This window comes from Actinotalea sp. JY-7876 (genome assembly GCF_014042015.1).
Taxonomy (GTDB): Bacteria; Actinomycetota; Actinomycetes; order Actinomycetales; family Cellulomonadaceae; genus Actinotalea.
Genome location: NZ_CP059493.1, coordinates 2,550,516 through 2,577,288, shown reverse-complemented (window position 1 = coordinate 2,577,288; position 26,773 = coordinate 2,550,516). Strand labels below are relative to the sequence as shown.

20 protein-coding genes are annotated in these 26,773 nt (G+C 74.8%); 12 read left to right on the top strand and 8 right to left on the bottom strand.

Annotated elements, in window-relative coordinates; genetic code table 11:
* Nucleotides 1-26 precede the first annotated feature (26 nt).
* Both H2O74_RS11925 and H2O74_RS11920 read right to left on the bottom strand, forming a co-directional pair.
* Nucleotides 27-722, bottom strand: coding sequence for a response regulator transcription factor (locus H2O74_RS11925; RefSeq protein ID WP_182111786.1), 696 nt, complete (start codon nt 720-722; stop codon nt 27-29).
* Nucleotides 719-1,987 carry a sensor histidine kinase gene (locus H2O74_RS11920; RefSeq protein ID WP_182111785.1) on the bottom strand — a complete coding sequence of 423 codons (1,269 nt, stop codon included), beginning with the start codon at nt 1,985-1,987 and terminating at the stop codon, nt 719-721. Before H2O74_RS11920 ends, H2O74_RS11925 begins: the two co-directional genes overlap by 4 nt.
* Before the next feature lie 146 nt (nt 1,988-2,133).
* Here H2O74_RS11920 and H2O74_RS11915 point away from each other — a divergent pair, with 146 nt between their 5' ends.
* The 5 genes from H2O74_RS11915 (at nt 2,134) to H2O74_RS11895 (ending at nt 7,198) form a co-directional block, all read left to right on the top strand.
* Complete coding sequence (locus tag H2O74_RS11915; protein ID WP_182111784.1) at nt 2,134-2,817, top strand: response regulator transcription factor; 684 nt, start codon at nt 2,134-2,136, stop codon at nt 2,815-2,817.
* 6 nt (nt 2,818-2,823) lie between these two features.
* Nucleotides 2,824-4,149 (top strand): HAMP domain-containing histidine kinase, encoded by a 1,326-nt coding sequence (locus H2O74_RS11910; protein ID WP_182111783.1) that lies wholly within the window; start codon nt 2,824-2,826, stop codon nt 4,147-4,149.
* 65 nt (nt 4,150-4,214) lie between these two features.
* Nucleotides 4,215-5,327: a 5-(carboxyamino)imidazole ribonucleotide synthase gene (locus H2O74_RS11905; RefSeq protein WP_223148163.1), complete on the top strand. Its 1,113-nt coding sequence runs from the start codon at nt 4,215-4,217 to the stop codon at nt 5,325-5,327.
* Between the two features lie 28 nt (nt 5,328-5,355).
* Entirely contained in the window at nt 5,356-5,910 is a 555-nt protein-coding gene (purE, locus tag H2O74_RS11900) for a 5-(carboxyamino)imidazole ribonucleotide mutase (protein WP_182111782.1), read from the top strand.
* A 115-nt stretch (nt 5,911-6,025) separates the two neighbouring features.
* Nucleotides 6,026-7,198, top strand: coding sequence for an acyltransferase (locus tag H2O74_RS11895; protein WP_182111781.1), 1,173 nt, complete (start codon nt 6,026-6,028; stop codon nt 7,196-7,198).
* Here H2O74_RS11895 and H2O74_RS11890 read toward each other — a convergent pair.
* The 3 genes from H2O74_RS11890 to H2O74_RS11880 all read right to left on the bottom strand — a co-directional run bounded on the left by H2O74_RS11890 (nt 7,176) and on the right by H2O74_RS11880 (nt 12,674).
* Nucleotides 7,176-9,806, bottom strand: a complete 2,631-nt coding sequence (locus H2O74_RS11890) for a CAP domain-containing protein (RefSeq protein WP_182111780.1) — start codon at nt 9,804-9,806, stop codon at nt 7,176-7,178. The two genes, H2O74_RS11895 and H2O74_RS11890, sit on opposite strands and share 23 nt — an antisense overlap.
* Nucleotides 9,807-9,908: 102 nt before the next feature.
* Nucleotides 9,909-10,826 (bottom strand): LCP family protein, encoded by a 918-nt coding sequence (locus tag H2O74_RS16855; RefSeq protein WP_182111779.1) that lies wholly within the window; start codon nt 10,824-10,826, stop codon nt 9,909-9,911.
* A 603-nt stretch (nt 10,827-11,429) separates the two neighbouring features.
* Nucleotides 11,430-12,674: an LCP family protein gene (locus H2O74_RS11880; RefSeq protein ID WP_255491594.1), complete on the bottom strand. Its 1,245-nt coding sequence runs from the start codon at nt 12,672-12,674 to the stop codon at nt 11,430-11,432.
* Between the two features lie 132 nt (nt 12,675-12,806).
* On the opposite strand from H2O74_RS11880, the gene galE reads away from it, so the two are divergent.
* Entirely contained in the window at nt 12,807-13,769 is a 963-nt protein-coding gene (gene galE / locus H2O74_RS11875) for a UDP-glucose 4-epimerase GalE (RefSeq protein ID WP_182111777.1), read from the top strand.
* 39 nt (nt 13,770-13,808) lie between these two features.
* Here the strand turns inward: galE and rfbB are convergent, their stop codons facing one another.
* Nucleotides 13,809-14,804, bottom strand: a complete 996-nt coding sequence (rfbB, locus tag H2O74_RS11870; RefSeq protein ID WP_182111776.1) for a dTDP-glucose 4,6-dehydratase — start codon at nt 14,802-14,804, stop codon at nt 13,809-13,811.
* Between the two features lie 191 nt (nt 14,805-14,995).
* On the opposite strand from rfbB, the gene H2O74_RS11865 reads away from it, so the two are divergent.
* The 5 genes from H2O74_RS11865 to H2O74_RS11845 all read left to right on the top strand — a co-directional run bounded on the left by H2O74_RS11865 (nt 14,996) and on the right by H2O74_RS11845 (nt 22,120).
* Complete coding sequence (locus tag H2O74_RS11865) at nt 14,996-17,761, top strand: N-acetylmuramoyl-L-alanine amidase (RefSeq protein ID WP_182111775.1); 2,766 nt, start codon at nt 14,996-14,998, stop codon at nt 17,759-17,761.
* Between the two features lie 90 nt (nt 17,762-17,851).
* Nucleotides 17,852-18,739, top strand: a complete 888-nt coding sequence (locus tag H2O74_RS11860; RefSeq protein WP_182111774.1) for a bifunctional 2-polyprenyl-6-hydroxyphenol methylase/3-demethylubiquinol 3-O-methyltransferase UbiG — start codon at nt 17,852-17,854, stop codon at nt 18,737-18,739.
* Nucleotides 18,736-19,572, top strand: coding sequence for an ABC transporter permease (locus tag H2O74_RS11855; protein ID WP_255491593.1), 837 nt, complete (start codon nt 18,736-18,738; stop codon nt 19,570-19,572). Before H2O74_RS11860 ends, H2O74_RS11855 begins: the two co-directional genes overlap by 4 nt.
* A gap of 20 nt (nt 19,573-19,592) precedes the next feature.
* The gene (locus tag H2O74_RS11850; protein WP_255491592.1) at nt 19,593-20,759 is read left to right on the top strand and encodes an ABC transporter ATP-binding protein; all 1,167 of its coding nucleotides are present in this window, start codon (nt 19,593-19,595) and stop codon (nt 20,757-20,759) included.
* Between the two features lie 20 nt (nt 20,760-20,779).
* The gene (locus H2O74_RS11845) at nt 20,780-22,120 is read left to right on the top strand and encodes a glycosyltransferase (RefSeq protein WP_255491591.1); all 1,341 of its coding nucleotides are present in this window, start codon (nt 20,780-20,782) and stop codon (nt 22,118-22,120) included.
* Between the two features lie 45 nt (nt 22,121-22,165).
* On the opposite strand, the gene H2O74_RS11840 is transcribed toward H2O74_RS11845, so the two are convergent.
* A complete protein-coding gene (locus tag H2O74_RS11840) occupies nt 22,166-23,722 on the bottom strand; it encodes a glycosyltransferase (protein ID WP_182111773.1) in 1,557 nt (518 codons plus the stop codon).
* The gene (locus H2O74_RS11835) at nt 23,719-24,069 is read right to left on the bottom strand and encodes a hypothetical protein (RefSeq protein WP_182111772.1); all 351 of its coding nucleotides are present in this window, start codon (nt 24,067-24,069) and stop codon (nt 23,719-23,721) included. Before H2O74_RS11835 ends, H2O74_RS11840 begins: the two co-directional genes overlap by 4 nt.
* A gap of 72 nt (nt 24,070-24,141) precedes the next feature.
* Here H2O74_RS11835 and H2O74_RS11830 point away from each other — a divergent pair, with 72 nt between their 5' ends.
* The gene (locus H2O74_RS11830) at nt 24,142-26,724 is read left to right on the top strand and encodes a glycosyltransferase (RefSeq protein ID WP_182111771.1); all 2,583 of its coding nucleotides are present in this window, start codon (nt 24,142-24,144) and stop codon (nt 26,722-26,724) included.
* The last annotated feature ends 49 nt before the right edge of the window (nt 26,725-26,773 follow it).

The following is a 26,773-nucleotide window of genomic DNA, read 5'->3' as shown; positions in this document are numbered from 1 at the left end:
GCCCGGCCGTCATCCCGCGGGCGGAGTCAGGCGCCCGGCCGCACCAGCCCCGACTCGTACGCCGTGACGACCGCCTGCACCCGGTCGCGCGCGGCGAGCTTGGCCAGGATGCGTCCCACGTGCGTCTTGACGGTCGCCTCGGCGACGTAGAGGTCGCGCCCGATCTCCGTGTTCGACCGTCCGCGCGCCATGAGCACGAGCACCTCGCGCTCGCGGTCCGTCAGGTCGGCGAGGCCGGGGTGCGGCGTCGGCTCGGTCGTGTCGGGCAGGGCCGTGACGAGGTGCTCGAGCAGGCGGCGCGTGCTCGACGGCGCGATGACGGCGTCGCCCGCGTGGACCGTGCGGATGGCGGCGAGCATCTCCTCCGGCGGCGCGTCCTTGAGGAGGAACCCGCTCGCGCCGGCCCGGATCGCGGAGAGCACGTACTCGTCGAGGTCGAACGTCGTCAGCACGACGACGCGCGGCGTCGGCTCCCCGGTGGCGGTCAGCCGCGCGGTCGCCGCGAGCCCGTCGAGCGTCGGCATGCGCACGTCCATGAGCACGACGTCGCACGGCACCGCGGCCAGCCGGCGCAGCGCCTCGGCGCCGTCCCCGGCCTCGACGACCACCTCGAGGTCCGGCTGGGAGTCGATGACCATGCGGAAGCCCGCGCGGACGAGCTGCTGGTCGTCGACGAGACCGACGCGGATGGGTGCGGGTCCGGTGGGGTCGCTCGGGCTCACGGCTGCTGCAGCTCCTCGGTGCGGGGTGGGACGGGGATCTCGGCGCGGACACGGAAGCCGCCGCCGGGGCGCGGGCCCAACGACAGCGTGCCGCCCAGCATGGCGGCACGTTCGCGCATGCCCAGCACGCCCTGCCCGGCGCCGTCGGCGCCCGTCGCGGCGGCGCCGCGGCCGTCGTCCGACACCTCGAGGACGAGCGAGGTCGCGGTCCACTGGAGCAGGACGGTGACGGTCGGCGTCGGCCCGGCGTGCTTGAGCACGTTCGTCAGGGACTCCTGGCAGATCCGGTAGACGGTCAGCCCGGTCCCCGGGGGGAGCGGGCGGTCCGTGCCCATGCGGACCAGCGAGACCCGCATGCCGCTCGCGCGGACCTGCTCGACGAGCTGGGCGATGTCACCGACGGCGGGCTGGGGGGTCAGGTCCGGGATCGCGGCGGGCTCTGACGCGCGCCCGCCGCCCGTGGGGCCGGCGGTGGTGCCGGTGGCTCCCGCGCCCGAGAGCTCCGGCCGCAGCACGCCCAGCAGGCGGCGCATGTCGGCGAGCGCGGCGCGGCCCGTCTCGGAGATCGTCGTCAGGGACCGGGCCGCGGCGGCGGGGTCGCCGGCCGCGGCGTACCGGCCGCCGTCGGCCTGGGCGATGATCACGGACAGGGAGTGGGCGACGATGTCGTGCATCTCGCGCGCGATGCGGGTCCGCTCGGCCGACGTCGCCAGCTGCGCCTGCTGGTCGCGCTCCACCTCGAGCCGCAGGGCGCGGTCGACGAGCGAGTCGATGCGCTCCCGCCGCGACCGGCGGACCAGCGCGAACGCGAAGACGCTGACGGCCAGGAGGCCGACGACGAACGCGACCGACACGGCGGCGTCCGGGCCCTGCTGCGCCGCGAGCACCGCCGTCCCGAGCACGACGGCCCCCACGAGCGCCCCGCCGATCGCCGTGCGGTAGGCCCACACCGGCCCGTGCACGGTGACCGAGTACAGGGCCACCAGGACGAGGACGTCGGCGGGCAGCAGGAGGGGGTGGCCCAGCACGATGTGCGTGAGGCCCAGGCCGTAGATCGTCGCGGCCGACGCGGTCGGCAGCGTGCGGCGCCAGGCCAGCGCGACGAGCATGAGGGTGGCGAAGACCAGCGCCGCGGTCGCATCGGTGCCGGGGGAGAAGCCGGCCGTGGCGGGGAACAGCACGAGCCCGACCAGCGCGGCGCCGGCGGCGTCGACGCTGAGCCGGTGGGACTCGTCCCAGGCGCCGACCCGCTCCCACCAGTGCACGCGGCAAGCGTAGGGGTGGCGGCTACAGGCGGCGTCGGACCCCGGGCCCAGGCGCGCGCCGCCACCGTCCGCCCGCGGGGGGACCGCCGCGCCGCGGGGGACGTGGGTCTGGCCACGCGGGCCGGGACGTGACTTAGCATGACCACATGACGCAGGTTCTGTTGGCGGAAGACGACCCGGCCATTGCCGAGCCCTTGGCCCGGGCCCTCGGGCGTGAGGGCTATGAGGTGGTCGTGCAAGGCACCGGTCAAGGTGCGATCGACGCCGCGCCTGGCGCGGACATGGTCATCCTCGACCTCGGCCTGCCGGACATGGACGGCCTGGACGTCGCGCGCTGGATCCGGCAGCAGGGGCTGACCACGCCCGTGCTGGTCCTGACGGCCCGCGCGGACGAGGTGGACCTCGTCGTCGGGCTGGACGCCGGGGCCGACGACTACGTGACCAAGCCCTTCCGCCTGGCCGAGCTGCTCGCCCGCGTCCGCGCTCTGCTGCGCCGCTCGCACGCCGACGGCGGCGACGAGGGCGACGTCGCCGCCCAGGACGTCCGCCTCGACCTCGGCGCCCACCGCGCGTTCCAGGGCGAGCGCGAGCTCCACCTCACGGCCAAGGAGTTCGAGCTGCTGCGCGTCCTGGTGCGCGACGCCGGCACCGTGGTGCCGCGCGAGACGCTCATGCGCGAGGTGTGGGACACCGACCCGAGCGGCTCGACCAAGACGCTGGACATGCACGTGTCGTGGCTGCGCCGCAAGCTGGGCGACGACGCCAACGCCCCGCGGTACATCTCGACGGTGCGAGGCATGGGCTTCCGCTTCGAGACCGGCGCCGGCTGACCCGACGTGCGCCGCCGCGTCCTGCTGGCGACGATCTCGGCCGTCACGGTCGCGGTCGTCCTGCTCGGCTTCCCCCTGGCGTTCTACGGCGCCCGGCTGATCCAGGAGGCGGAGGAGCGCGACCTCCACCAGCGCGCCGAGGCCCTCGCGCGCCAGGTGGAGAGCCGCCTGGCGACGGACCGTCCGCTCGACGACGAGCTCCTCGAGGTCTACGTCGGCGGCGACGGCGAGCTCCCGGCGTCGGTGTCGGTGGTCACGGCGTCCGGTGAGCGCTTCCAGGCGGGTGAGCCGGTCGAGGGTCGCGCGTACCCGGAGGTCGTCCGCACGGACTCGGGTGCGGTCGTGCTGCTCACGGCGTCGTGGTGGGACGTGTTCTGGCGGTCGGCGGGCGCCGTCGCGCTCGTCGCCGCGGCCGCGGTCGTGGCGTTCGCGGCCGGGATCGCGATGGCCCTGTGGCAGGCCCGCCGCCTGGCCGCGCCGCTCGTGTACCTCGCGGCGAGCGCGGAGCAGCTGGGGTCCGGGCAGGTGCGGCCCCGCCTGGAGCCGTCCGGCATCGAGGAGATCGACCTCGTCGCGGCGGAGCTGGCCCGCAGCGCGGACCGCCTCGCGGGCCGTCTCGCCGCGGAGCGGCAGTTCGCCGCCGACGCCTCGCACCAGCTGCGCACACCCCTGACCGCGCTGACGATGCGGCTCGAGGAGATCGCGGCGGCGACCGAGAAGGAGGAGGTCCGCGAGGAGGCCCGGATCTCGCTGGAGCAGGTGGAGCGCCTGGTCACGGTCGTGGACGACCTCCTGGCCCGCTCGCGCCGCGCCCAGGGCGGCACGACCGAGGCCGTCCACCTGCGCGACGTCGTCGACCAGCAGCGCGAGGAGTGGACGCCGTCCTTCGCCTCCGCGGGCCGGCGGCTCGAGGTCGAGGTGCCGCCGGGCACTGCCGTGCTCGCGACGCCCGGCGCGCTCGCGCAGGCGCTCGCGACGCTGATCGAGAACTCGCTCGTCCACGGCGCCGGCACCACCACCGTGCGCGCCCGCCCGTCCGGCGCCAGCGGGGCGATGGTCGTCGAGGTGAGCGACGAGGGTCCCGGCGTGAGCGACGACCTCGCGCCGCGGATCTTCGAGCGGGAGGTCACCTCGGGCAAGGGCACCGGCCTGGGCCTGGGCCTGGCGCGCGACCTCGTCGCGGCCGACGGCGGCCGGCTCGAGCTCGCGCAGCGGCGACCGGCCACCTTCGCGATCTTCCTGGCCGGGGTGCCCAAGACGCTGGACCCCGACGTCGTGCTGCCGCGCGGCTCGCTCGTCTCGACCCGCAAGGGCCGCCGCCCACGTCGCTGAGCCGGTTGTTAGGCTCCCCGCTCGTGACTCTCGTGGCGGTGGTGGGCGGCGGCCAGCTGGCCCGGATGACGGCGCCCGCGGCGACCGCGCTGGGAGTGGGGCTCCGGGTTCTCGTCGAGTCCCCGACCACGTCGGCCGCGCAGGTCGTCGCCGACGCTCCCGTCGGCTCGCCGCAGGACCCGTCCGCCGTCGCCAGGCTCCTCGGGGAGCCGTTGCCCGCGGTGCTCACCTTCGAGCACGAGCACATCCCGGCCGCGGCCTTCGAGGCCGCCGCCGCGGCGGGCGTGCCCGCGCGGCCGAGCGCCGAGGCGCTGGTCCACGCGCAGGACAAGACGGTCATGCGCCGGCGCCTCACGGAGCTCGGCGTACCGTGCCCGCGGTGGTCCCCGGTCGCGGACGCCGCGGCCCTGGCGACCTTCCTGGAGGACGTCGGCGGCGAGGCGGTGGTCAAGACCGCGCGCGGCGGGTACGACGGCAAGGGCGTGCGGGTGGTGCGCTCCGCCCACGACGTCGCGGAGTGGTTCGCCGCGGCGCGGATCGGCGGCCCCGCGCTGCTCGCCGAGGAGAAGGTGCCCTTCGTGCGTGAGCTGGCCGTGCTGCTCGCGCGCCGCCCGTCCGGCGAGGTGCGGGTGTGGCCCGTGGTCGAGACCGTCCAGCGCGACGGCGTGTGCGCCGAGGTGCTCGCGCCCGCGCCCGACCTCGACCCCGAGGTGGAGCGCGCCGCGGTGCAGGCCGCACGCGCCGTCGCCGAGGGGCTCGACGTCACGGGCGTGCTCGCGGTCGAGATGTTCGAGGTCGCCGGCGGTGACCGCGGGCGCGTGCTGGTCAACGAGCTCGCGATGCGACCGCACAACTCCGGCCACTGGACCATCGACGCCGCCGTGACGAGCCAGTTCGAGCAGCACCTGCGCGCGGTGCTCGACCTGCCGCTGGGGGAGACGGCGGCCCGTGCGCGCTGGGCCGTGATGGCGAACGTGCTCGGTAGCTCGCTCGAGCGCCTCACGGACGCGCTGCCCGCCGTGCTGGCCGCGGACCCGGCCGCGAAGGTGCACCTGTACGGCAAGGAGGTGCGGCCCGGGCGCAAGCTCGGCCACGTCACCGTGACGGGCGAGGACCTCGCCGACGTCCGCGCGCGCGCCGCGCGGGCCGCCGCGATCCTGCGCGGCGACCCCGCCTGACCGACCCACCCGGACCGAGGAGCACGACATGGCTGACCGCACTTCCCCCGCACCGCTCGTCGGCGTCGTCATGGGCTCCGACTCGGACTGGCCCGTCATGGAGGCAGCCGCGCAGGCGCTCGCGGAGTTCGGCGTGCCGCACGAGGTCGACGTCGTCTCCGCGCACCGGATGCCGCAGGAGATGGTCGACTACGGGCGCACGGCGGCCGAGCGCGGCCTGCGCGTGGTGATCGCCGGCGCCGGGGGCGCCGCGCACCTGCCGGGCATGCTCGCGGCGGTCACGCCGCTGCCGGTCATCGGGGTGCCCGTGCCGCTCGCCCACCTGGACGGCCTGGACTCGCTGCTGTCGATCGTCCAGATGCCCGCCGGCGTGCCGGTGGCGACCGTCTCCGTCGGGGGAGCGCGCAACGCGGGCCTGCTAGCGGTGCGCGTCCTGGCCGCGGGCGGCGACGACCGGGCCGCGGCCCTGCGCGAGCGCATGACGGCGTTCCAGGGCGACCTGCGTGACCAGGCCCACGCCAAGGGCGAGCGCCTGCGTGCGCGGCACCGCCCGGGCGGTGCGGTGACCGGCTTCGGGGCCTGAGCACAGGGCGCCGCACGGCGCCCTCGGGGTCCGTGCTCGGCGGGCGAGGTCAGGGGACCTCACCTAAGGTCACGGGATGGTCACGGCCCTTCGCGCACCACAGGTGCCGCACGCCGTGCCCTCTCCCCGCACCCCGGAGGGCGGCCGCGCCGGTACCGCGGCGGGCTCCCGGCTGCGCACCCTGGACGGGCTGCGGTTCGGCGCCGCCGCCGGCGTGCTGCTCTACCACTTCACCGCCCGGTGGAGCACGGCGTGGGGCGAGGAGCCGGCGGCGCGCTTCGGCGAGCTCGGCCGCGTCACGAGCTACTTCGCCCTCGGCCCTGAGCTCTTCTTCGTCATCAGCGGCTTCGTCATCCTCTGGAGCGCCTGGGGCCGGAGCGTGCCCGCCGTCGTGGGCTCGCGCGTCGGCCGCCTGTTCCCGGCGTACTGGACCGCCCTCGTCCTGACGAGCGTCCTGCTGCTGGTCCTGTGGCCGGACGGCAAGGACATCACCCTGGGCCAGGTGGCGGTCAACGCGACCCTCCTCCAGGAGGTCTTCGCCGTCGCCCACGTCGACGGCGTGTACTGGACGCTGTGGGCCGAGCTGCGGTTCTACGCGATCGTCGTCGTCCTGGTCGCGGTGGGCCTCACCCGGCGCCGCGTGCTCGCGTTCTGCGCGCTGTGGCCCCTGGCCGGGCTCGTCGCCGAGCACGCCGGGGCGTCGTGGGCGCAGACCCTGCTGGTGAGCCGGTACGCGCCCCTCTTCGCGGGCGGGATGCTGCTCTTCCTCATCCACCGCGACGGGCACGCCCGCCTGCCGTGGGCGCTCGTCGGGCTGAACGTGGTGGTCGCGCTGGTCAACGTCGTGCCCGCGCAGCTCGCCTCGCTCAGCCGGAACACCGCGTTCGTGCCGTCGCCCGTGGTCCTCGGGCTGCTCGTCGTCGGCTGCTTCGCGGCGGTCGCGGCGCTGACGCTCACGCGGCTGGCGCGCGTGGACCTGCCCGTGCTGACGACGCTCGGGGTCCTCACCTACCCGCTGTACCTCGTGCACGAGTACTGGGGCTGGTGGACCATCCACCTGCTGCACGACGCGGTGCCGACGCCGGTGGCGCTGCTCGCGGCGGTGGCCGTGTCCCTCGGGCTCGCGTGGGCCGTGCACCGCGTGGTCGAGAAGCGCGCGCAAGGGCCCCTGCGCGCCGCGGTGGAGGCGGGGCTGTCCCGCCTCGTCGCGACGTACCGCCCCCGCGGCGGCGCGGTGACCAGACCCCGCGCGGAGGACCGCGCGCTCAGGACGGCGGCTGGTCGGTGAGGTAACCGAGGACGTCCACGACCACGTGGGTGCGCCCGCCCGCGGGCTGGTCGGTGTGCACCACGACCTCGCCATCGGCGCCGATGGTCGCGACGACGAGGTTCGCGGTGTCGACCCGCGGGATGTAGTTCAGGGACGACGTCGGTGGCGGCGCGGTCGAGCCGGCGGTGCGCGGGAACACCCGGAGGTTGCCGATCGTCGTCGGCGCGACGGCGATGACGTTGAGCACCACGGCGGTGGCGTGGTCGGGGACCGTCCCGCGCACGGAGAGCGCCCGGCTCGTCCCGCCCACCAGGGCCCCGCCGCCGGACCGCGTGTCGAGCACGCGGTCCGCGTCGATCGGCACGAGCCCCGAGCCGGGGACCGTGTAGCCCACGACGTCGAGCACGACGCGCAGCCGGTTGCCCGCGCTGGTCTGGGAGACGTAGCTCAGGGCGCCGTCGTCGGAGAGCTGCACGAGCGCGGCGTTCGCGCGGTCGCCGTCGGCCGCGTAGTTGAGGTTGGACGTCGGGGGCGGTGTCGCGCCCGCGGGGAACAGCCGCAGGTTTCCGGGTGCCCGCGACCCGGCGGCGGTCACGTTGAGCAGCACGGCGGTGGCGTCCTCGGGCACGCCGGCGCGGCCGGCCACATCCAGGCGGACCGCCTGCCCGGGCACCACGCCCGAGCGGTCGTCGAGGCGCTGCGGCATCTGGACCGTGACCGCCGACCCGGGGAGCAGGTAGCCGACGAGGTCGACCACCACGCCCGCACGCGACCCGCGCACCTGGTAGCAGACCTTCCCGCTCGCGGGCACCGCGACGACGGCCGCGTTGGGCACGTCGGCACCCGGGACGAAGTTCACGGTGCTCGCGGCCGGCGCGGGCGTCGAGCCCGTCCCCGCGGTGTCCGGGTAGACGACGACGTGGCCGGGCCCGGTCGGGCGGACGGTCGTCACGTTGAGCGAGACGCTCGCGGCGCCGGCCGGCACGCCGGTGCCGGCGCCGGTCACGCTGAGGCACGTGACCGCGCCGTGCGTCGTCGACGTCGTCCGCGAGTCGTGGACGCGGACGGGCGGGACGGCGACGTACGCCCGGTCGTCGAGGCGGATGGTCGCGGTCCGGGACGTCGCGGAGCCGTGCGGGGTGGTCACGACGAGGCGGAGCTGGGCGCCGTCGTCGGCGGCGGTGAGCCCGGTGAGCGTCAGGGTCCGCGCGTCTGCCGACGGGACCGCCGACCACGTGCCACCGGTCCGGCGCTCCCAGCGGTACGTGGCGCCGGCCGCGCGGGACACCGTCGCGCTCAGGAGGACCGAGCCGCCCGTGGCGAAGACCGTGTCCTGCGGCCCGCTCGTGACGCCCGGGTCGCTGAGGACCGTCAGCACCGCGGCGGGCGAGGTGGCGGTGCCGAGCGGGCTGGTCGCGACCGCCCGGACGCGCAGGCCGTCGTGGGCGGCGTCGGGCGTGAACGTGTACGTCGTGCCCGTGGCGCCCGCGATCCTCGTCCAGGTGCTCCCGCCGGTGCTGCGCTCCCAGGCCACCGTCGGCGCGGGCGACCCCGTCGCGGTGACGCGGAACGTCGCCGCCGCGCCGAGGTCGACGGTCGTCGCGACGGGCGCCGAGACGGTGGGTGCCCCGGGGTTGAAGAGCCTGACCTCGTAGGAGTGGCTCGCGGCCGCGGCGTTCTTGATGCCGCTCACGGTCACGGAGTAGACGGTCTCGGCGGCCCCCGACGGCTTCGTGATGTTCCCGACCGTGAAGGCGAGCGTGGGGTTGCCGTAGCCGCGGGCCGGCCGCGAGACGGTCACGGGCAGCGCCGCGCCCCCGGGGCCCCGGACGCTGACCGTCGCGGCGGAGAAGTCCGCGTCGGGGGCGGACGAGGTGAGCGACCACCGACCGAGGGGCTCGAGCGGGACGGGGAAGTAGCCGGCCGTCGGCCAGGGCACCCAGGCGGGCGCGGTCGCGCCGCGGTTGCGGCCCGAGTCGACGACCCGCAGGGCGTTGGCCGAGTTCCGGCCGTACGTGACGCCGCTGCCCGTGGTGGTGGCGATGCCGACGGCGGTCGTCGACAGCTGCGGGTAGAGCAGCCACCGTCGGTGCCCGAGGTCCCGGCCGGCGTCGTGCTCCTCGGTCAGGTAGCCGTTGACGAGCGCCGCCGCGGTGGGGACCGTGCCCCACGCGATCCCGATGTTCGAGCCGGCAGCCGCCTTCCTCGCGGCCTCCGTGAGGCACTCGGAGCTCGGGTTCGGGTAGTGCGCGATCGTGTCGTTGCGCGAGAAGACGACAGCCGCCTCCTGCGTGCTCGCGGCCAGCGCCGGGTCCTCGGTCACGGCGTCCAGGCCGGCGAGCCCGCGCGCGTAGTTCCAGGCCGCGAGGACCTGGGTCCTCGTCGACGGCGAGACGGAGCCGCGCGTGCAGCTCGCCGGGACCGCGGTCGAGGACACCGCCGCGGTCGTGGCGGCCGCAGGCGCCCACCGCGCGAGGTAGCCGGCGTCCACGGCCGCACGGCTCGCCGTGTCGACGGCGTTCGCGGACGCGGCCCGGGCGGGGGCCACCGGCCCCGCCGGCGTGACGACGCCGATGGCGACCGCGAGGACGGCCGCAGCGACGCACGCGCAGAGTCTGCGGATCATGTCGGTCCTATCGGCAGCCCTCCGAGCGGGATGAGCCGCGTTCACCCGGACGGCCGTCGCCCGTGTGAGGTCCGGCGTGTCGGAGGCGGGTCCCGACCCGGCTCAGCCCGGCAGGCCGCCGACGGGTCCGGGGGGCAGGGAGCCGTCGCGGATCCCCGCCCAGAAGCCCGGCGTGGCGTCCGGGTCGAGGAGGACGGTCGAGCCGACGCCGCCCGGGCGGTGGTCCGGGTCGGCGATCGGCGGCGTCCCGGTGATGCCCTCGGGGCCGGTGGCACGGCGGAACGCGAGCGCGAGGCGGCCGAGGTCCACGACGCCCGTCCCCTCGCTGACCGCGAGCGCGTCGGTGCCCGCGCGGACCAGCGACACCTGGCGGCCCGGGTTGCGCAGCACCGCAGGGTCCGCCAGTGCCGAGCTGAGCGCGGCGATGAGCTGCTGCTGGCGCTTGGCGCGGCCGACGTCGCCCTCGGGGTCGTCGTAGCGCATGCGCGCGAAGGCGAGCGCCGTCGGGCCGTCGGCGACGTGGCAGCCCGCCGTCCAGACGAGGCCGCTCAGCGGCTCGTTCACGTCGCGGTCGAGACACAGCTCGACGCCACCCACCGCGTCGACGACGCCCGTGATGCCGCCGAAGCCGATCTCGACGTAGTGGTCGACGGTCAGGCCCGTGAGCTGCTCCACGGTCGCCGTGAGCAGGGGCGCGCCACCCCAGGAGAAGGCGGCGTTGAGCTTGTTCGCGCCGTGGCCGGGGATCTCGGCGTACGTGTCGCGCGGGAGGCTGATGAGGGCGGCCGGCCCCGACTCGGGAGCGTGCAGCAGCATGATCGTGTCGGTCCGGGCGCCGATCGTGCCGTCCTCGGGCACGGCGCCGTCACCCCGCGCGTCCGAGCCCGCGAGCAGGTACGTGGTACCGGGCGTGTCCGCGGCCTCGCTCAGCGCCGGGACGTGCTCGAGGCGCCCGTCCGCCCAGAGCACCAGACCGATCGGCCAGGCCAGCAGGAGCGCGACGACGACGGTCGCCGCCACACCGAACCGGCGCCCTCGCCGTCGCGGCCGCGCGGGGGCGACGGGCGGCCGGTCGACCGCCGGTGCCGCGCCACCCGCCCGCTCGGGACGCGTGGCGGCCGCGGCCCCTGGCGGCGCGCCGGCGGCTCGCCACCGGCGCGGCCGGACGGGCGGATGGTCGGCGGGGGCGCCGACGCCGCGCCGGCTCCCGTGCCACGGGACGCTCGCGCGCCGCCGGCCGCTCCCGCGCCGGCGGCCGGCGCGACCGGTGCAGCGCCGCCGCCGGAGCCGACGCGGCGCGCGCCGTCGGCCGTCGGGCGCGGCGCCGTGCGGCCGGGATCGAACCGCGGCGGCGGGGTCGCGCCGGCCGGGGTGGCGCGGCCGGGGTTCGCGCGGCCGGGGTTCGCGCGGGGCGGGGTGGCGCGCGGTGGCGTCCTGGGCTGTGCCGAGCGCGCCGACGGCGACTGGGGTAGCGCCGGGGGTGGTGTCCGCGGCGCGCCGCGGTCCGCCGGGCGAGGCTGCGGCTGCGCGGCGCCCTGCGGACGCGCGCGTGACGTCGTGCGGCGGACCGGGGGTGGTGGTGGACCGTCCGGCGGTCGGCGCTTCTCCTCGTCAGTCACCGGCTCAGCCGCAGACGGTCTGGACGTCGTCCGGGGTGAACGGGTCCACACCCGGCTTCGGTGCTTCGGTGACGACCTGCTCCGGCGGCGTCTCCTGCTCCGGTACGGCCGGGTCGGTGCCCGGCGCGACCGGCTCCGTGGGCGGCGTGGGCGCCGCCGGGGGGACGATCGGCACGTCCGCGGCCATGTTGGCCCAGATGGTGTCGGCCTCGGAGGTCCACACCACCTGGTTCGGGTCCTGCGACCACGCGCCGAACGGGATCGTCATGAACGTGATGTTCCCACTCGGCACGTCCCGCAGGCTGAAGGCGAGCCCGGCGAGGTTCGAGACGTTCCCGGTGTCCGGGTCGGCGGTGAGCGACTGCGTGGCCGCGTTGAGGAACAGGTAGAGCTTCGTGGAGTCGGTGAGGAGGTTCTTGGACAGCACCTCCGTGGCCGTGGCGGCGAGCAGCTGCTGCTGCCGGCCCAGGCGGTTCGTGTCCGAGCCGTCGCCCACGCCCTGGCCGGTGCGCGCCCGGGCGTAGGCCAGCGCCGTCGTCCCGTCGAGCGTGTGCTGACCGGCGGTGATCTGCAGGCCTGCCTTGGGCGAGGTCATGTCGTTCGGGATGCACATCGGGATGCCGCCGAGGGCGTCCACCATGTTGACGAACCCCGCGAAGTCCACGACGACCCAGCCGTCGATGAACACGTTGGTGAGCGACTCGACCGTCTTGATGGTGCACGCGGCGGCGTCGGCGACGTTGCCGGACTGCGAGCCGATCGAGAAGGCCTCGTTGAAGCGCGTGGACCGCGAGCCGCCCACCGTGCCGTCCGAGCGGGGGCAGTCGGGGATCTCCACGTGCGAGTCGCGCGGGATCGAGACCAGCTCGACGCGCGTCCGGTCGGCCGAGATGTGCATGACGATGGTCGTGTCGGAGCGCATGCCGTCGACGGCGCCGCCGATCTCCGCGTTGGCGCCGTCGCGCACGTCCGAGCCCATCAGGAGGATGTTCAGCGGGCGGCCGGAGTTCGGGTCCGTCGGGTCGACCGGCTCCGCCTGCACCGGGCGGTCCTCGCCGAGCTGCGCCGTCACGTCATGGGTCTCGATGTTGTTCTCGAGCCGGACGTACGCCGTCGCGGCACTGGTCGCGCCGAACGACAGGACGGCGACGGTGGTCAGTGCGGCGACGTGACGGAGCCGGTGGCTGCGCACCGTGCGGGCGTGGCGCGCGACGCGCGGGCGCGCCGGGGCGGAGTGGCGGGGTGTCACGGAGGTTGATCTTACGAGCGGGCGGCGCCGTCCCGACGGCGGCATCGGGTCGGGTCCGTGGAGGAGTCGTGGAGAAGGGGGTGCGCGTCGCCCGTGAGCGGGGGGCGCCGAGGCTCTCGATAGGGTCACCGCGTGACAGTTCTGGTGACAGGGGGCGCGGGGTACATCGGCGCGCACGTCGTCCGCCTCCTGGTGGCGAGCGGCCTGCCCGTGGTCGTGGTCGACGACCTGTCGACCGGCGACGCCGACCGCCTCCCGGGCGTCGCGCTCGAGGTGATGGACCTCGCGGCGTCGTCCGCGGTCGAGCGGCTCTCCCGCCTGATGGCGGAGCGGGGCGTGACCGACGTCGTCCACCTCGCGGCGCGCAAGCGGGTCGAGGAGTCGGTGCGGCGGCCGGCGTGGTACTACCAGCAGAACGTCACCGGTCTGGCGCAGGTCGTCTCCGCCATGGAGGACGCCGGGGTCGGGCGTCTGGTCTTCTCCTCGTCCGCGGCGGTCTACGGCGAGACCGGCCTGGTCGACGTCGACGAGGACGCGACGACCCGTCCGGTGAACCCGTACGGCGAGACCAAGCTGGCGGGGGAGTGGCTCGTGCGGGCGGCCGCCGACGCGGGGGTGCTGCGCGCGATCAGCCTCCGGTACTTCAACGTGGCGGGTGCCGGCTGGCCGGACCTCGGTGACCACGAGGACGCCAACCTCGTCGGGATCGTCCTCGCGCGCCTGGAGCGGGGCGAGGCGCCCGTGATCTTCGGCGACGACTTCGCGACCGAGGACGGGACGGGCGTGCGGGACTTCGTCCACGTCCTCGACCTCGCGAGGGCGCACCTCGCGGCCCTCGACCACCTCGCGGGGTCGCCCGACCGCCACGAGGTCCTCAACGTCGGCACGGGGCGTGGCACGTCCGTGCGGGAGGTCGTCTCGGGGCTGTGCGCGCTGACGGGGTCGGACGTCGAGCCCGTGCGCGCGGGTCGTCGACCCGGCGACCCTGCCCGCGTCGTGGCGGCGACCGGACGCATCGAGCGCGTGCTGGGCTGGCGGCCCGAGGCGACGCTGCACGACATGCTCGCGAGCGCGGTGGCGGCCCGCCGCCGGTGACGCATGAGCGTCACCGGCGTGCGCACGGTGACAGGTGGGTCAGCGCCCCAGCTCGACGTACTTCGCCTCGGTGACGTCCTTCTGCGGCCGCCACCACGCCTCGTTGGCCCGGTACCACTCGACGGTGGCGGCCAGGCCGTCCCGGAAGGAGCCGTAGCGCGGCTCCCAGCCGAGCTCGGTCCGCAGCCGGCTGGAGTCGATCGCGTAGCGCATGTCGTGACCGGGCCGGTCGGCCACCAGGTCGTACGCGTCCCGCGGCTGCCCCATCAGCTCGAGGATGAGCTCGACGACCGACTTGTTGTTCTCCTCGCCGTCCGCGCCGATGAGGTACGTCTCGCCGATGCGGCCACGCTCGACGATGGCCCAGACCGCCGAGTTGTGGTCGTCGACGTGGATCCAGTCCCGCACGTTCTCGCCCGTGCCGTAGAGCTTGGGGCGCACGCCGTCGATGACGTTGGTGATCTGGCGCGGGATGAACTTCTCGACGTGCTGGTGGGGCCCGTAGTTGTTCGAGCAGTTCGAGATGGTGGCCTGGACGCCGAACGACCGCACCCACGCGCGGACCAGGAGGTCGCTGGCGGCCTTGGTGGACGAGTACGGGCTCGACGGGTTGTAGGGCGTCTCGGGCGTGAACTTCGCCGGGTCGTCGAGCTCCAGGTCGCCGTAGACCTCGTCGGTCGAGATGTGGTGGTACCGGACGCCGTGCCGGCGCACCGCCTCGAGCAGCGTGTAGGTCCCGACGACGTTGGTCTGGACGAACGGCCAGGGGTTGCTCAGGGAGTTGTCGTTGTGGGACTCGGCGGCGAAGTGGACGACGAGGTCGGCGTCGGCGACGAGCCGGTCCACGAGCTCCGCGTCGGCGACGTCGCCCTGGACGAGCTGCACCCTGTCCGCGACCGGCGCGAGCGACGCGGTGCTCCCCGCGTAGGTGAGGGCGTCCAGGACCGTCACCCGCACCTCGGGGCGCGTGGCCACCGTGTGGTGGACGAAGTTCGAGCCGATGAAGCCGGCTCCGCCGGTGACGAGCAGACGCACGGGTGACCTCCTGGGTGGGACAACGGGACCGTCGGCCAGCCTAACGGCCGCCCCGCCGCCGACGGAGGCAGTGGCGCCCGGCACGTGCGTGGACGAACTCCGGACGGAACGGGCAGGGCGCGTGCCGGTCCTTGACCTGCCTGCAACACCGGCTGAGACTGCGCCTGACTAGCCTTCGAGACAGGACTCCCATGACTCTCCTCCGCCCAGCCGCCGTCGCCCTCGTGACCGCAGCCGTGACGGTCCTCGCCTCGACGGTGTCCCCGGCGCCCGCGGGTGCCGTCACGACCACCACCGCGACGACCACCGCCGCGACGACCACCACCACCGCGACGACCACGGCGACCCCGGCCGCGCGCGGCGTGCCCACGACCGAGGACCCCGCCGCCGCCGGCGAGGACGGCACCTTCACCGAGGTCGAGGTCGTGGTGCCCCCCGTGGACGAGGACGGCGAGGTGGCCCTGACGCCCGAGGTCGCCGCGGGTCAGGCCGACCCGTCCGTCGTGGTGGCGGACGAGGTCGTGGCCGACCGCGTCGAGGGCGAGGTGCTCGAGACGGAGACGTTCCAGACGCTCGGCGTCACGTGGCCGGCGGAGGAGGAGGTCGCCGACCTCGGTCTCGAGGTGCGGACCCGCGCCGCCGGCAGCTGGAGCGAGTGGGTGCCCCTCGAGCCGGCCGACGACGGCCCCGACCCCGGCTCGCCCGACGCCGCGAACGCGCTCCGCAACGGCACCGACCCGCTCTGGGTCGGCGACGCGGACGCCGTGCAGCTGTCGTTCCGGGCGACGCCCGAGGGCGGTCCGCAGGACATGGCGCTCGCGCTGATCGGCTCGCCCGAGGCGGCGTCCGACGACGAGGGTGCCATGACCGTCGAGACCGCGGCCTGGACGCCGGTCGAGGCCGCCGCGGACGTCCCCGCCGCGGGCCCGGTGCTCACCGCCACCCAGCCGCGCGTGATCAGCCGTGCCGAGTGGGGCGCGCGCGCCCAGGTCTGCAGCCCGGACACCGCGTCACAGCTCGTCGGCGTCGTCGTCCACCACACGGCGGGCTCGAACGCGTACTCCTCGGTCGACCAGGCCAAGCAGCAGATCCGCAACGACCAGCGCTACCACATCGAGTCCCGCGGCTGGTGCGACATCGGCTACAACTTCATCGTCGACAAGTGGGGAAACATCTACGAGGGACGGGCGAACAGCCTGACCCAGCCGGTCATCGGCGTGCACGCCGGCGGGTTCAACACCGGCACCGTGGGCATCTCGATGCTCGGCGACTACAGCCAGGTCAACCCGGGCGCGGCGGTCCAGGAGAGCATCGCGCAGCTCGCCGCGTGGCGCCTGCGCCAGTACCACCGCGACCCCAACGGCACGATGAGCTTCCGCACGCTCGGCGGGGAGAACTCGAAGTACCCCGCCGGGGCGACGGTCACCCTCCCGGTCGTCTTCGCGCACCGGGACGTCGGCAACACGGCGTGCCCCGGCAACGCGGGCTACGCGACGCTGCCGAACATCCGGACCCGTGCGGCGCAGCTCGCCGCCCCGTCGCTGGTCAACCCGTCGGTGCCCGCGTCGGTCCGGCAGGGTTCGGCCGTCACCCTCGCCGCACGCACCCTCGGCGACATCAACTGGCGGCTGGAGGCCAGGGACGCCCGGACCGGCGTGCTGGTCCACGCCTCCATCGGCTACGGGCAGCAGGCGTTCGGCGGCGTCGTCGCCACGTGGGACGGCAACAACAGCGCCGGGCGTCCGGTCGGGCCCGGGCCCTACCGCCTCACGCTCAGCGGCACGGGCGCCGGTGGTGCGGCGATCCACCCCTACTCGGCGACCGTGACCGTCACGGGCAGCCAGAACCCCGCCACCGTCGCGCCGGTGCCCCTGACGGGCGACCTGCGCTTCGTCCCCGTGACCCCGACCCGCGTCCTGGACACCCGACCGCTCGCCGAGTCGCTCGGCCCGGACTCGCGACGCGACGTCGTCGTGGCCGGCGTGGGCGGGGTCCCCGCCGACGCGAAGGCGGTCGCCGTGAACATCACGGCGGTGAACTCGTCGACCATCACCCACCTGCGCGCCTGGCCGGCGGGGCAGAGCCGCCCCGGTGCCTCGGTCCTCAACGCCGACGCCGCCCGCTCGGCGTCCGCGTCGGGTGTGACGCTCGGCGTCGGGGGGGAGGGCAAGATCAGCCTCTACAACAGCGCCGGGTCCACCCACGTGCTCGTCGACGTGACCGGCTACTACACGACGAGCGGTGGCAGCGGCTACGCCCAGCTCGGGACGGCGGCGCGGGTGCTGGACACGCGCACCACCGGTGGGCGGATGAGCGACGGGCAGCGCCGCAGCGTCACCGTCGCGGGGCAGGGCGGCATCCCGGCCGACGCGACGGCCGTGGTGATGAACGTGACGTCGGTGGTGTCGGGCGGCAACGGCTACGTCAGCGTCGTCCCGGCCGGTGCGGCCGCGGGCCAGACGTCCAGCGTCAACCACCTGCCCGGCACCGACGTCGCGAACCGGACGACCGTGCCGCTGAACGGCGGCAAGGTCGACGTGCTGCTGGCGGGTGCCCCGGCGAACGTGGTCCTGGACGTCGTCGGCTGGTTCGGTCCGGGCGCGACGGGTCGGTTCACGCCGATCGCGCCGGTGCGGGCGTTCGACACCCGCGCGGGCGGCGGTCCCATCGGTGCGGGGCAGTCCCGGACGTTCCCGATGTCGTCGGTCGCGGGCTTGCCCGCGACGGCGCGGGCCGCCGCGATCACCCTGACGACCACCCAGCAGACGTCCCCGGTGACCTACCTCACGGTCTGGCCGGCCGGCGCCGGGCGACCGCCGACGTCGGACCTCAACACCGGCCGCGGCCGCGACCAGGCGAACAACGCCGTCGTCGGACTCTCCCCGGCCGGGGTGCAGGTCTACAACAACCTGGGCCAGACGCACGTCCTCGCCGACGTCTACGGGTTCTACCGCTGACGCGGTGAGCCCGCGCGACCGGCCGCCACGGTGCGGCCGGTATGCTGACGCGGCGTTTCCCGGCAGTGCCCAGGAGGAGAGCGAGCTGCGATGTCCCAGTACGACACCACCCTGGATCCCTCGGTGTCGAACAACAGCCACGTGCAGCTCCTGGACCTCGTGGGCGGCGGCAAGGACGTGCTCGACGTCGGCTGCTCGACCGGTTACCTCGCGGAGGCGCTGACGCAGCGCGGCTGCACGGTCAGCGGCATCGAGTACGACGCCGAGGCCGCCGAGCTCGCCCGGCCCCACCTGGACCGGCTCGTGGTCGGCGACCTGAACACGCTCGACCTCGCCGAGGCCTTCGGCGAGCGCCGGTTCGAGGTCATCGTCCTCGGGGACGTGCTGGAGCACCTCGCCGACCCGGCACCCGTGCTGGGGCGGCTCGTCGGGCTCCTCGCGCCCGGCGGGTCGGTGGTGATCTCGATCCCCAACGTCTCGCACGGCTCGATCCGGCTGGCGCTCCTGCAGGGCTCCTGGGAGTACCAGGAGCTCGGCCTGATGGACCGGACGCACATCCGCTTCTTCACGCGGTGCACGCTCCTGGCGATGCTGCGCGGCGCCGGGCTGTCGGCCGTCGACGTGCGCACGACGGTGAAGGACCCGCTGGCCTCCGAGGTCGTGGTGGACGTCGAGCGGCTCCCCGCGGGCGTCGTGGAGTGGGTGCGCGAGCAGCCGGACGCGCTGACCTACCAGTTCCTCGTCCGTGCGGTCGTGGACGACGCGGCCGGCGCCGTCGAGGCGTCACGGCTCGAGCGCGAGGAGCTGCGCGTGCGGCTCGCGGAGGCGCAGGGACGCGTGGCCCACCTCGAGCGCGCGCTCGAGCGCGCGCGCGGCGACGTCGACGCGGTCCTCGCGACGCGGACGGTCCGCGCCCTCGCGGTGCCGCGCGCGGTGTACGGGCGCCTGCGCCGCGTGCTGGGTGGTCGGGCTCGGTGATCACCCTCCTCCGAGAGCTCGGCGGCTCCCGCGAGCTGCTGGTCAACCTCACGCGGCGCGAGATCAAGGGCAAGTACAAGCGCACGGCGCTCGGGCAGCTCTGGTCGCTCGCGAACCCGATCGCCCTGATGCTCATCTACACCGCGGTCTTCTCGGTGATCATCAACATCCCCGCCGATGTCGGCGACCCCAGCGGGCTCAACGTCTTCGCGGTGTGGCTGATGTGCGGCCTGCTGCCGTGGAGCTTCTTCACGAACACCGTGACGTCGGGGATGGGCTCGCTCGTCGGCAACGAGAACCTCATCAAGAAGGTCGCCTTCCCGCGGGTGACGCTCGTCGCCTCGAGCTCCCTCGCGGCGATGTTCACCTGGGCGATCGAGATGCTGGTGCTCGCCGTCGTGCTCGTGTTCCTCGGCGCCGACGTGTGGCTGTGGATCCCCGGGGTCGTGCTCATGATGGTGCTGCTCGCGCTCTTCGCGACGGGCGTCGCCATGATGCTGGCGATGGCGAACGTGTACTTCCGCGACACCCAGCACTTCGTCACGATCGTGTTCCAGGCGTGGTTCTACCTGACGCCGATCCTCTACCCGGTGTCGTACGTCGCGGGGATCTCCGAGCGGACGGGGCCGCTGCTCGGGTCGGTCACGATCCTGGACCTGTACCGCCTCAACCCGATGGAGCGCTTCGTCGAGGTGTTCCGCAACCTGCTCTACGACAACCGGCTCCCCGAGCTCGACTCGCTCGCGTGGTGCGTCGGCTGGACCGTCGTCGCGCTCGCCGTGGGCGGACGGGTGTTCTCACGCAACCAGGCGAAGCTGGCGGAGGTGCTGTGACGGCGGGTGGTGCGGCGGCGGTGACCGTCGACGGTGTCTCCAAGCGGTTCCGGGTCTACCACGAGCGCAACCAGAGCCTGAAGGCCGCGATCATGCGCGGCCGGCGGTCGGTGTACGAGGACTTCTGGGCGCTGCGCGACGTCGGGTTCGAGATCCCGGCCGCGAGCACGTTCGGCCTGGTCGGTGACAACGGCTCGGGCAAGTCGACGCTGCTCAAGTGCATCGCCGGCATCCTCGCGCCGGACGCGGGGACGATCACGTCGCGGGGCCGGATGGCGGCGCTGCTCGAGGTCGGCTCGGGCTTCCACCCGGAGCTGTCGGGGCGCGACAACGTCTACCTCAACGGCTCGATCCTCGGCATGACGCGCAAGGAGATCGACGGCAAGTTCGACGAGATCGTGGACTTCTCCGGGGTCGAGCAGTTCATCGACCAGCCGGTGAAGAACTACTCGTCCGGCATGTACGTCCGCCTCGGGTTCTCGGTCGCGATCAACGTCGACCCCGAGATCCTCCTCGTGGACGAGGTGCTCGCCGTCGGTGACGCCGCCTTCCAGGACAAGTGCACGCAGAAGTTCACGCAGTTCAGCCGCGAGGGGCGCACGGTCGTCGTGGTGAGCCACTCGATGCCCTCGCTGCGCAACATGTGCGACACGGTCGCGTGGCTCGAGCACGGGAACCTCGTCGAGACGGGCGACGCGAAGCCCATCCTCGAGCGCTACCTGGACTCGACCCGGCACGACGCGCGCGTCGACGCGCAGGGTCGCGTCCGCTGGGGCAGCGGCGAGGCGGTCATCGACGCCGTGGAGCTGCTCCAGGACGGCGCGCCCGCCGAGACGGTGCGCACGGGGGACCCGGTGGTGATCCGGATCCGCTACACCGCCAAGGAGCGGATCGCCGACCCGGTCTTCGGCCTCGCGCTCGAGTCCCACGACGGCGTGTACCTCTGGGCCAACAACACCCGCGACACGAACCACCCGATCGCGGCGATCGAGGGCGAGGGCGTCGTCGAGTGCCGGATCCCGGCGGTCGCGCTGCAGCCCGGCAGCTTCCAGCTCATGGCGTCCATCGTCGACTCCTCCACCACGCACACCTACGACTACCTGCGTGAGGCCGCGACGCTCAACGTCGACTACGGCACGCCGGTCGAGTCCGGCGGCTACCTGGCGCTCGACGGGCGCTGGTCGTGACCGCCCGCCGGGTCCTGGTCGTGACCCTCGACACGATCACCGACCGGATGGCCGGTCCGGCCATCCGCGCGTGGGAGATCTCGCGCGCGCTCGCCACGGAGCACGACGTGCGCCTGGTGACCTTCGGCCGGTGCACGCGGTCGGGGGAGGGCTTCGACGTCCGCCAGATCGGCGTCGGCGACTTCCGCGCGGAGGTCGAGGCGAGCGACGTCGTCGTGATCCAGGGCTTCGTCTTCAACGCCTTCCCGTGGCTGCAGACCTGCGAGCAGGTGCTCGTGGTCGACCTCTACGACCCCTTCCAGCTCGAGACGCTCGAGGTCGACAGGTACAAGCCCGAGGCCGCGCGGAACCAGGCGCTCGCCTTCGCGCTCGGCGAGCTGTCGGACCAGGTGCGCCGCGGTGACCTGTTCCTGTGCGCGTCCCGCCGGCAGCGCGACCTGTGGATCGGCCAGCTGGCCGCCGCCGGACGCATCAACCCCGACACCTACGACGCGGACCCGTCGCTGCGCTCGCTCATCACGATCGTGCCGTTCGGCACCGCGCCGGAGCCGCCGGTGCAGGCCCGGCGCGCGATCAAGGGCACCGTCCGGGGCATCGGCGTCGACGACAAGGTCGTCCTGTGGGGCGGCGGCGTCTACAACTGGTTCGACCCGCTGAGCCTGGTGCGGGCCGTGGACCGCCTCAAGGAGACGGTGCCCGAGGTCCGGCTGTTCTTCCTCGGCATGAAGCACCCCAACCCGGACGTCCCGGAGATGGCCGTGGCGACGCGGTGCCGGGAGCTCTCCGACGAGCTCGGCCTCACCGGTCGGCACGTGTTCTTCAACGAGGACTGGGTCCCCTACGAGTCGCGCGCGGACCACCTGCTCGACGCCGACGTCGGCGTGAGCTGCCACTTCCCGCACGTGGAGACCGAGTTCTCGTTCCGGACGCGCATCCTGGACTACCTGTGGGCCGGCCTGCCGATCGTCGCGACGCAGGGCGACTCGTTCGCCGAGCTGATCGAGGCCCGCGGCCTCGGGCGCACGGTCCCGGCGGAGGACGTGGACGCGCTCGTCGAGGCCCTGGAGGCGATGCTGACCGACGAGCGCGCGCGCGGGGCCGCGCGCGCGGCCGTCCGCGAGGTCGCGGCGGGCTTCACGTGGCCGGTCGTGCTGGAGCCCCTGGTGCAGTTCTGCCGGGAGCCGCGTCGGGCCGCCGACGCGCACCGCCTCACGGCCGCGGCGCACGCCGCCCCGGTGCCGCGTCCGCCGCGCCTGCAGCAGGTCCGCCAGGACGCACGCGCCGCCGTCCGCCACCTGCGCGACGGGGGCGTGCGGCAGGTGGTCGCCAAGATCCGCTGGCGGCTCGCGCGCCGCAGCTGAGGCGGCGCGGCGGGCCCGAGGCCGGCCGCGCCCGGCCGCTGCGCCTCAGCGCACCGCGCGGTGGTTGATGTGCGGGTCGTGCTTGGCGAGCTCGAGCGTGTGGTCCATGAGGTACTGCCGCTCGAAGGGCCGGACGTCGGCCACCCGTGACGAGCTCTCGTAGTGGTACAGCCGTGCGAACGGCGTGCACACCACGTCGCGGCCGGCGGCGACGACCTTGTGGCAGTAGTCGACGTCGTTGAACGCCATGGGCAGCTCCTCGGAGAACCCGCCGAGCTCGACGTAGAGGTCCCGCGGCGTCAGCAGGCACGCGCCGGTGACGGCGAGGTAGTCGAGGTCGACCAGCTTGGAGCCGAAGTGGCTCGCGTCGTCCGTCGCGAGGCGGTGCGCGTGCACGGGCAGCCAGGTGTCGTCGTGCACGATGCCGACGTGCTGGATGGTGTCGTCCTCGAACAGGAGCTTGGCGCCGACGACGCCGACGTCCGGGTCCTGCGCGACGGCGACCATCCGGTCCAGCCAGCGGGGCTCGATCACCTCGGTGTCGTCGTTGAGCAGCACCACGAGCTCACCGCGCGAGCGGCGCACCCCCTCGTTGACGGAGTGCGAGAACGAGAACTCGCCGGTCACCGGAGCCACGACGAGCCGGTCGCCCACCAGCTCCGCGGCGAGCTCGAGCACGTCGTGGGGGGTGCCCTCCGACGGGACCAGGACGACCTCCCACGCCGGGTAGGTGGTGCGCTCGAGCAACGAGCGCAGGCACGTCTCGAGCACGAGCGTCGACGTGCCCCGCACGTCCCTGCGCCCGCCGCCGGTCGGGATGACGATCGAGACGAGGGGCGGCGGGTCCGGCACGTCGCGCCACACCCGGACGTAGCCGTCCGGGTGAGCCACCTCGACCGTCGCGCCGATGCCGAGGCGCGCGTAGCGGTCCGCGACGGCGCGCCGACCTGCCTCCGCGACCTCCGGCCCGCGCGGCGGCGCGGCCGGGCGGGTCAGGCCGATGACGGGCACGTGCTCGATGGCCTGCGTCCGCTCGGCGACGCGGAGGTGCAGGTCCCACTCGAGGGCGAGCTCGGCCTCAGGCCGGAACCCGCCGACCTCGGCCACGAGGCTGCGCCGCACCAGGCACAGGCGTCCGAGGTAGTCCCAGCCCTCGAGATACCGGGGGACCCAGTGCGGCTTGGTCTGGATGCCCTCGTGGCCGGGTGCGGGCCACTGCTCGTCGGTGTAGAGGACGTCCGTCGCCGGGCGCGCCGCGACGTACTCGGCCATCGCGGCGAGCACGCCCGGCTCGATCTCGTCGCCGGGGGCCAGCACGGCGACGTACTGCCCGGTCGCCGCGGCGAGCCCGGCCCGCAGGACTGCCGCCGGCCCGTCGCCGTCCGGGCGCGTCCAGGTGACCGCCTTGCGCAGCATGCGGTCGATCTCCCGCCGGCTCGCCGTCGCGCCCTCGCGCGCCGCGTCCCCGCGATCGGGGGACGGCGCGACGAGCTGCCACGGCCCGCGGCCGTTGCGCTGCACCGAGGCGGCGGTCCGCCGCAGTGCCGACCCGGCGTCCGGCCCGTCCTGGCCCGGCAGCAGGAGCAACGAGATGAGCGTCATGTCTGTCGCAGGCCGGTGCGCACCACGCGACCGATGACGCGCCTGACGCGGCGCACGGCCTGTCGCGGCAGGTCGCCCGTCTGGCGGCGGTCGAGCTCGGAGGACATCTCGGCGATGCGGGCGTCGCGCTCGGTGAGCGCGACCGACTGCTCGTGCAGGAGGCGGGAGCGGAGGTCGACCGCAGCGCGCAGCACGCTCAGCTCGGCATTGAGGGCGTCGAGGCGTCGGCGCATGGTTGCCGGCTCTTCGTCGGCGGCGACCTGCGCCATGCGAGCGTGGGCCTCGCGGTCCTTCTGGGAGAGTCCGGCGTGCCACTCTGCACGCGTCGACGGGGGATCGGACGGCATGAAGGCGAGGGTAGAGCATCCACGGGCCGCCGGTGAGCGAGGCCCTTGCGGTCCAGCCTCTACAGTGGCCTGGTGCGCGTCGTCCAGGTCTCCGCTCACTACCCCCCGAATCTCGTCAGCGGAGGCACGCTCGTCCCGCAGCGCATCGCGCGCAGCCTGGTCGCCCGCGGCCACGAGGTCCACGTGTACGCGGGGCACCTCGACGCCGACCGCGAACCGCTGGACACCTGGGTCGAGACCGACGAGGCCGGCGTCCAGGTCCGCTGGGTCGTCACCACGCCCTGGACCGCGTGGGCGGACCCGAAGAACACGGTCAACGCCGCGGTGACGAGCGACTTCGCCGAGTGGCTCGAGGACGTGCGGCCCGACGTGGTGCACCTGCACTCGCTCCAGACCCTGGGCGGTGGGCTGGTGCGCGCGGCGAAGCGATCGGGGGCGGCCGTCGTCGTGACGATGCACGACTTCTGGTGGACCTGCGCGCGGCAGTTCCTCGTCGCCCCGGACATGCAGCCGTGCAGCCTCGTGGTCGACTGCGGCGCGTGCCCGTGCGCGGGGGGCCACCGCTGGCTCGAGCGCCGCAACGCCGTGCTCCAGCCCATGCTCGCGGATGCCGACGTCATCCTGGCGCCGTCGCGCAGCGCGGCGCGCGTGCTGGTCGCCAACGGCGTCGACGAGCGTCGGCTGCGGGTCGACGAGAACGGGCTGCCCGACGCGGAGATCGAGGTCGCGCGTGCGCCCGGGGCCCCGGCCGGGGAGGAGGGGCGCGCGGACGGACCCGTGCGCTTCATGTTCGCCGGCGGCCCGGACCCGATGAAAGGGCTCGACGTGCTGCTGGCGGCCGCGCGGCGGCTGCCGGCGGACGGCACGTGGACGCTCGACCTCTACGGCGTCGGGCCGGACCGTGCGCTGCCCCCGTCGGTGCGCGCCCGGCCCGCGTACTCGCGCGCGGAGATGGCCGACGTCATGGCGGCGCACGACGTGCTGGTCCTGCCGTCGGTGATGCGCGAGTCGCACTCGATCCTCACGCGCGAGGCGCTCGGTGCGGGCCTCGCCGTCGTGTGCACCGACACCCTCGGGCCCGAGGAGGCCGTCGAGGACGGCGTCAACGGCCTGGTCGTGCCGGCGGCCGACGCCGAATCCCTCGCCGCGGCGCTGCGCCGGCTCGCGGCCGACCCCGCGACCGTGGCACGCCTGCGGGCGGCGGGCGCGACGGCGCCCGTGCGCCGGTTCGAGGACCAGGTGGACGGCCTCGAGGAGCTCTACGGCGAGCTGACGAGGGACCCCGGCCCGCTGCCGGCCGAGGCGCTGCTGACGTCCCCGGACGTGCTCGAGGCCGAGGAGTCGCTGCTCGGCCGCGTGCTCGTCGTCGTCGGCATCCGGGGGGCAGCACTGCGCTACCGCGGCCACCTGCCCGCCGAGGCGCTGCGGCTGCACGGCGTGCACGCCGACGTGCGTCACTACCGCGACCCCTCGATCGTCGACCTCGCGGCCGAGGCCGACGCCGTCGTGCTCTACCGCGTCCCCGCCACGTCGCAGGTCGTGGACCTGGTGGCGGGCGTGCGTGCCCGCCCCCGTCCCGTGCCGGTGCTCTTCGACATCGACGACCTGATCTTCGACCCCGACCTGCGGGGCCAGGTGCACGGCCTGGACGTGCTCTCGCAGGACGAGCAGGAGCTGTGGTGGCGCGGGGTCGCGCGCTACCGCACCACCATGGAGCTGTGCGACGCCTACGTCGGCAGCACCGAGGAGCTCTGCGCGCACGCGACGCGCACGACCGGCCTGACCGCGTTCCGCTTCGCGAACGGGGTCGGCGCGGACCTCGCACGCCTCAGCGAGCGGGAGATCGCGCGCGACCGGACGCCGGGCCCCCTGCGCATCGGCTACTTCAGCGGGACCAACACGCACGACGCCGACTGGGCGGTCATCGAGCCCGCCGTCGTCGAGGTGCTCGCCGCGCACCCGGGCGTCGAGCTCTGGCTCGGAGGCTTCCTCACGACCGGTCCGGCCCTGGAGCCGTTCGCCGCGCGCGTCCGCCGGCTGCCGATGCTCCCGTGGACCGAGCTGCCGGGGCGGCTGCGCCAGGTCGACGTCAACCTGGCGCCGCTCGTGCTCGGCAGCCGGTTCAACGAGGCCAAGTCCGCGATCAAGTGGCTCGAGGCCGCCCTGACGGAGACGCCGACGGTCGCGTCACCCACCCAGCCGTTCGCGGAGGCCATCGAGGACGGGCGCACCGGGATCCTCGCCTCGACGCACGAGGAGTGGGTCGACGGCCTGACCCGCCTCCTCGACGACGCCCTGCTGCGGCGGCGGATCGGGGCCGCGGCGCGCCGCGAGGCGCTGCTGCGCTGGGGCCCGCACACCCAGGGCGCGCGCTACCTCGAGGTGCTGCGGGAGGCGGCCCGGATCCGTCGCGCGGCCGGCCCGCGGGAGGCCGGCGCGTGGGAGCCCGTCCTCGACGACGAGCCGCTCGACGCGGTCGAGGGCTGGCTCGAGCCGCACCCGGGCCTGCCGCGCGCGGGCGAGGGCGGGCTGCGCGCCTCCCTGCTCGGCACCCCCGTGGGTCAGCGGCTCGTGGCGGCGCGCCGCGTGCTGCGCGCCGGTGGCCCGACCGCGCTCGTCCGTAAGGTGGTGCAGGTGGCCCGGCGGGGCGCCTGAACCGAGGCGTCCGGACCGCCCGAGTCCTCATCTGCGCCCAGCGCCTGAC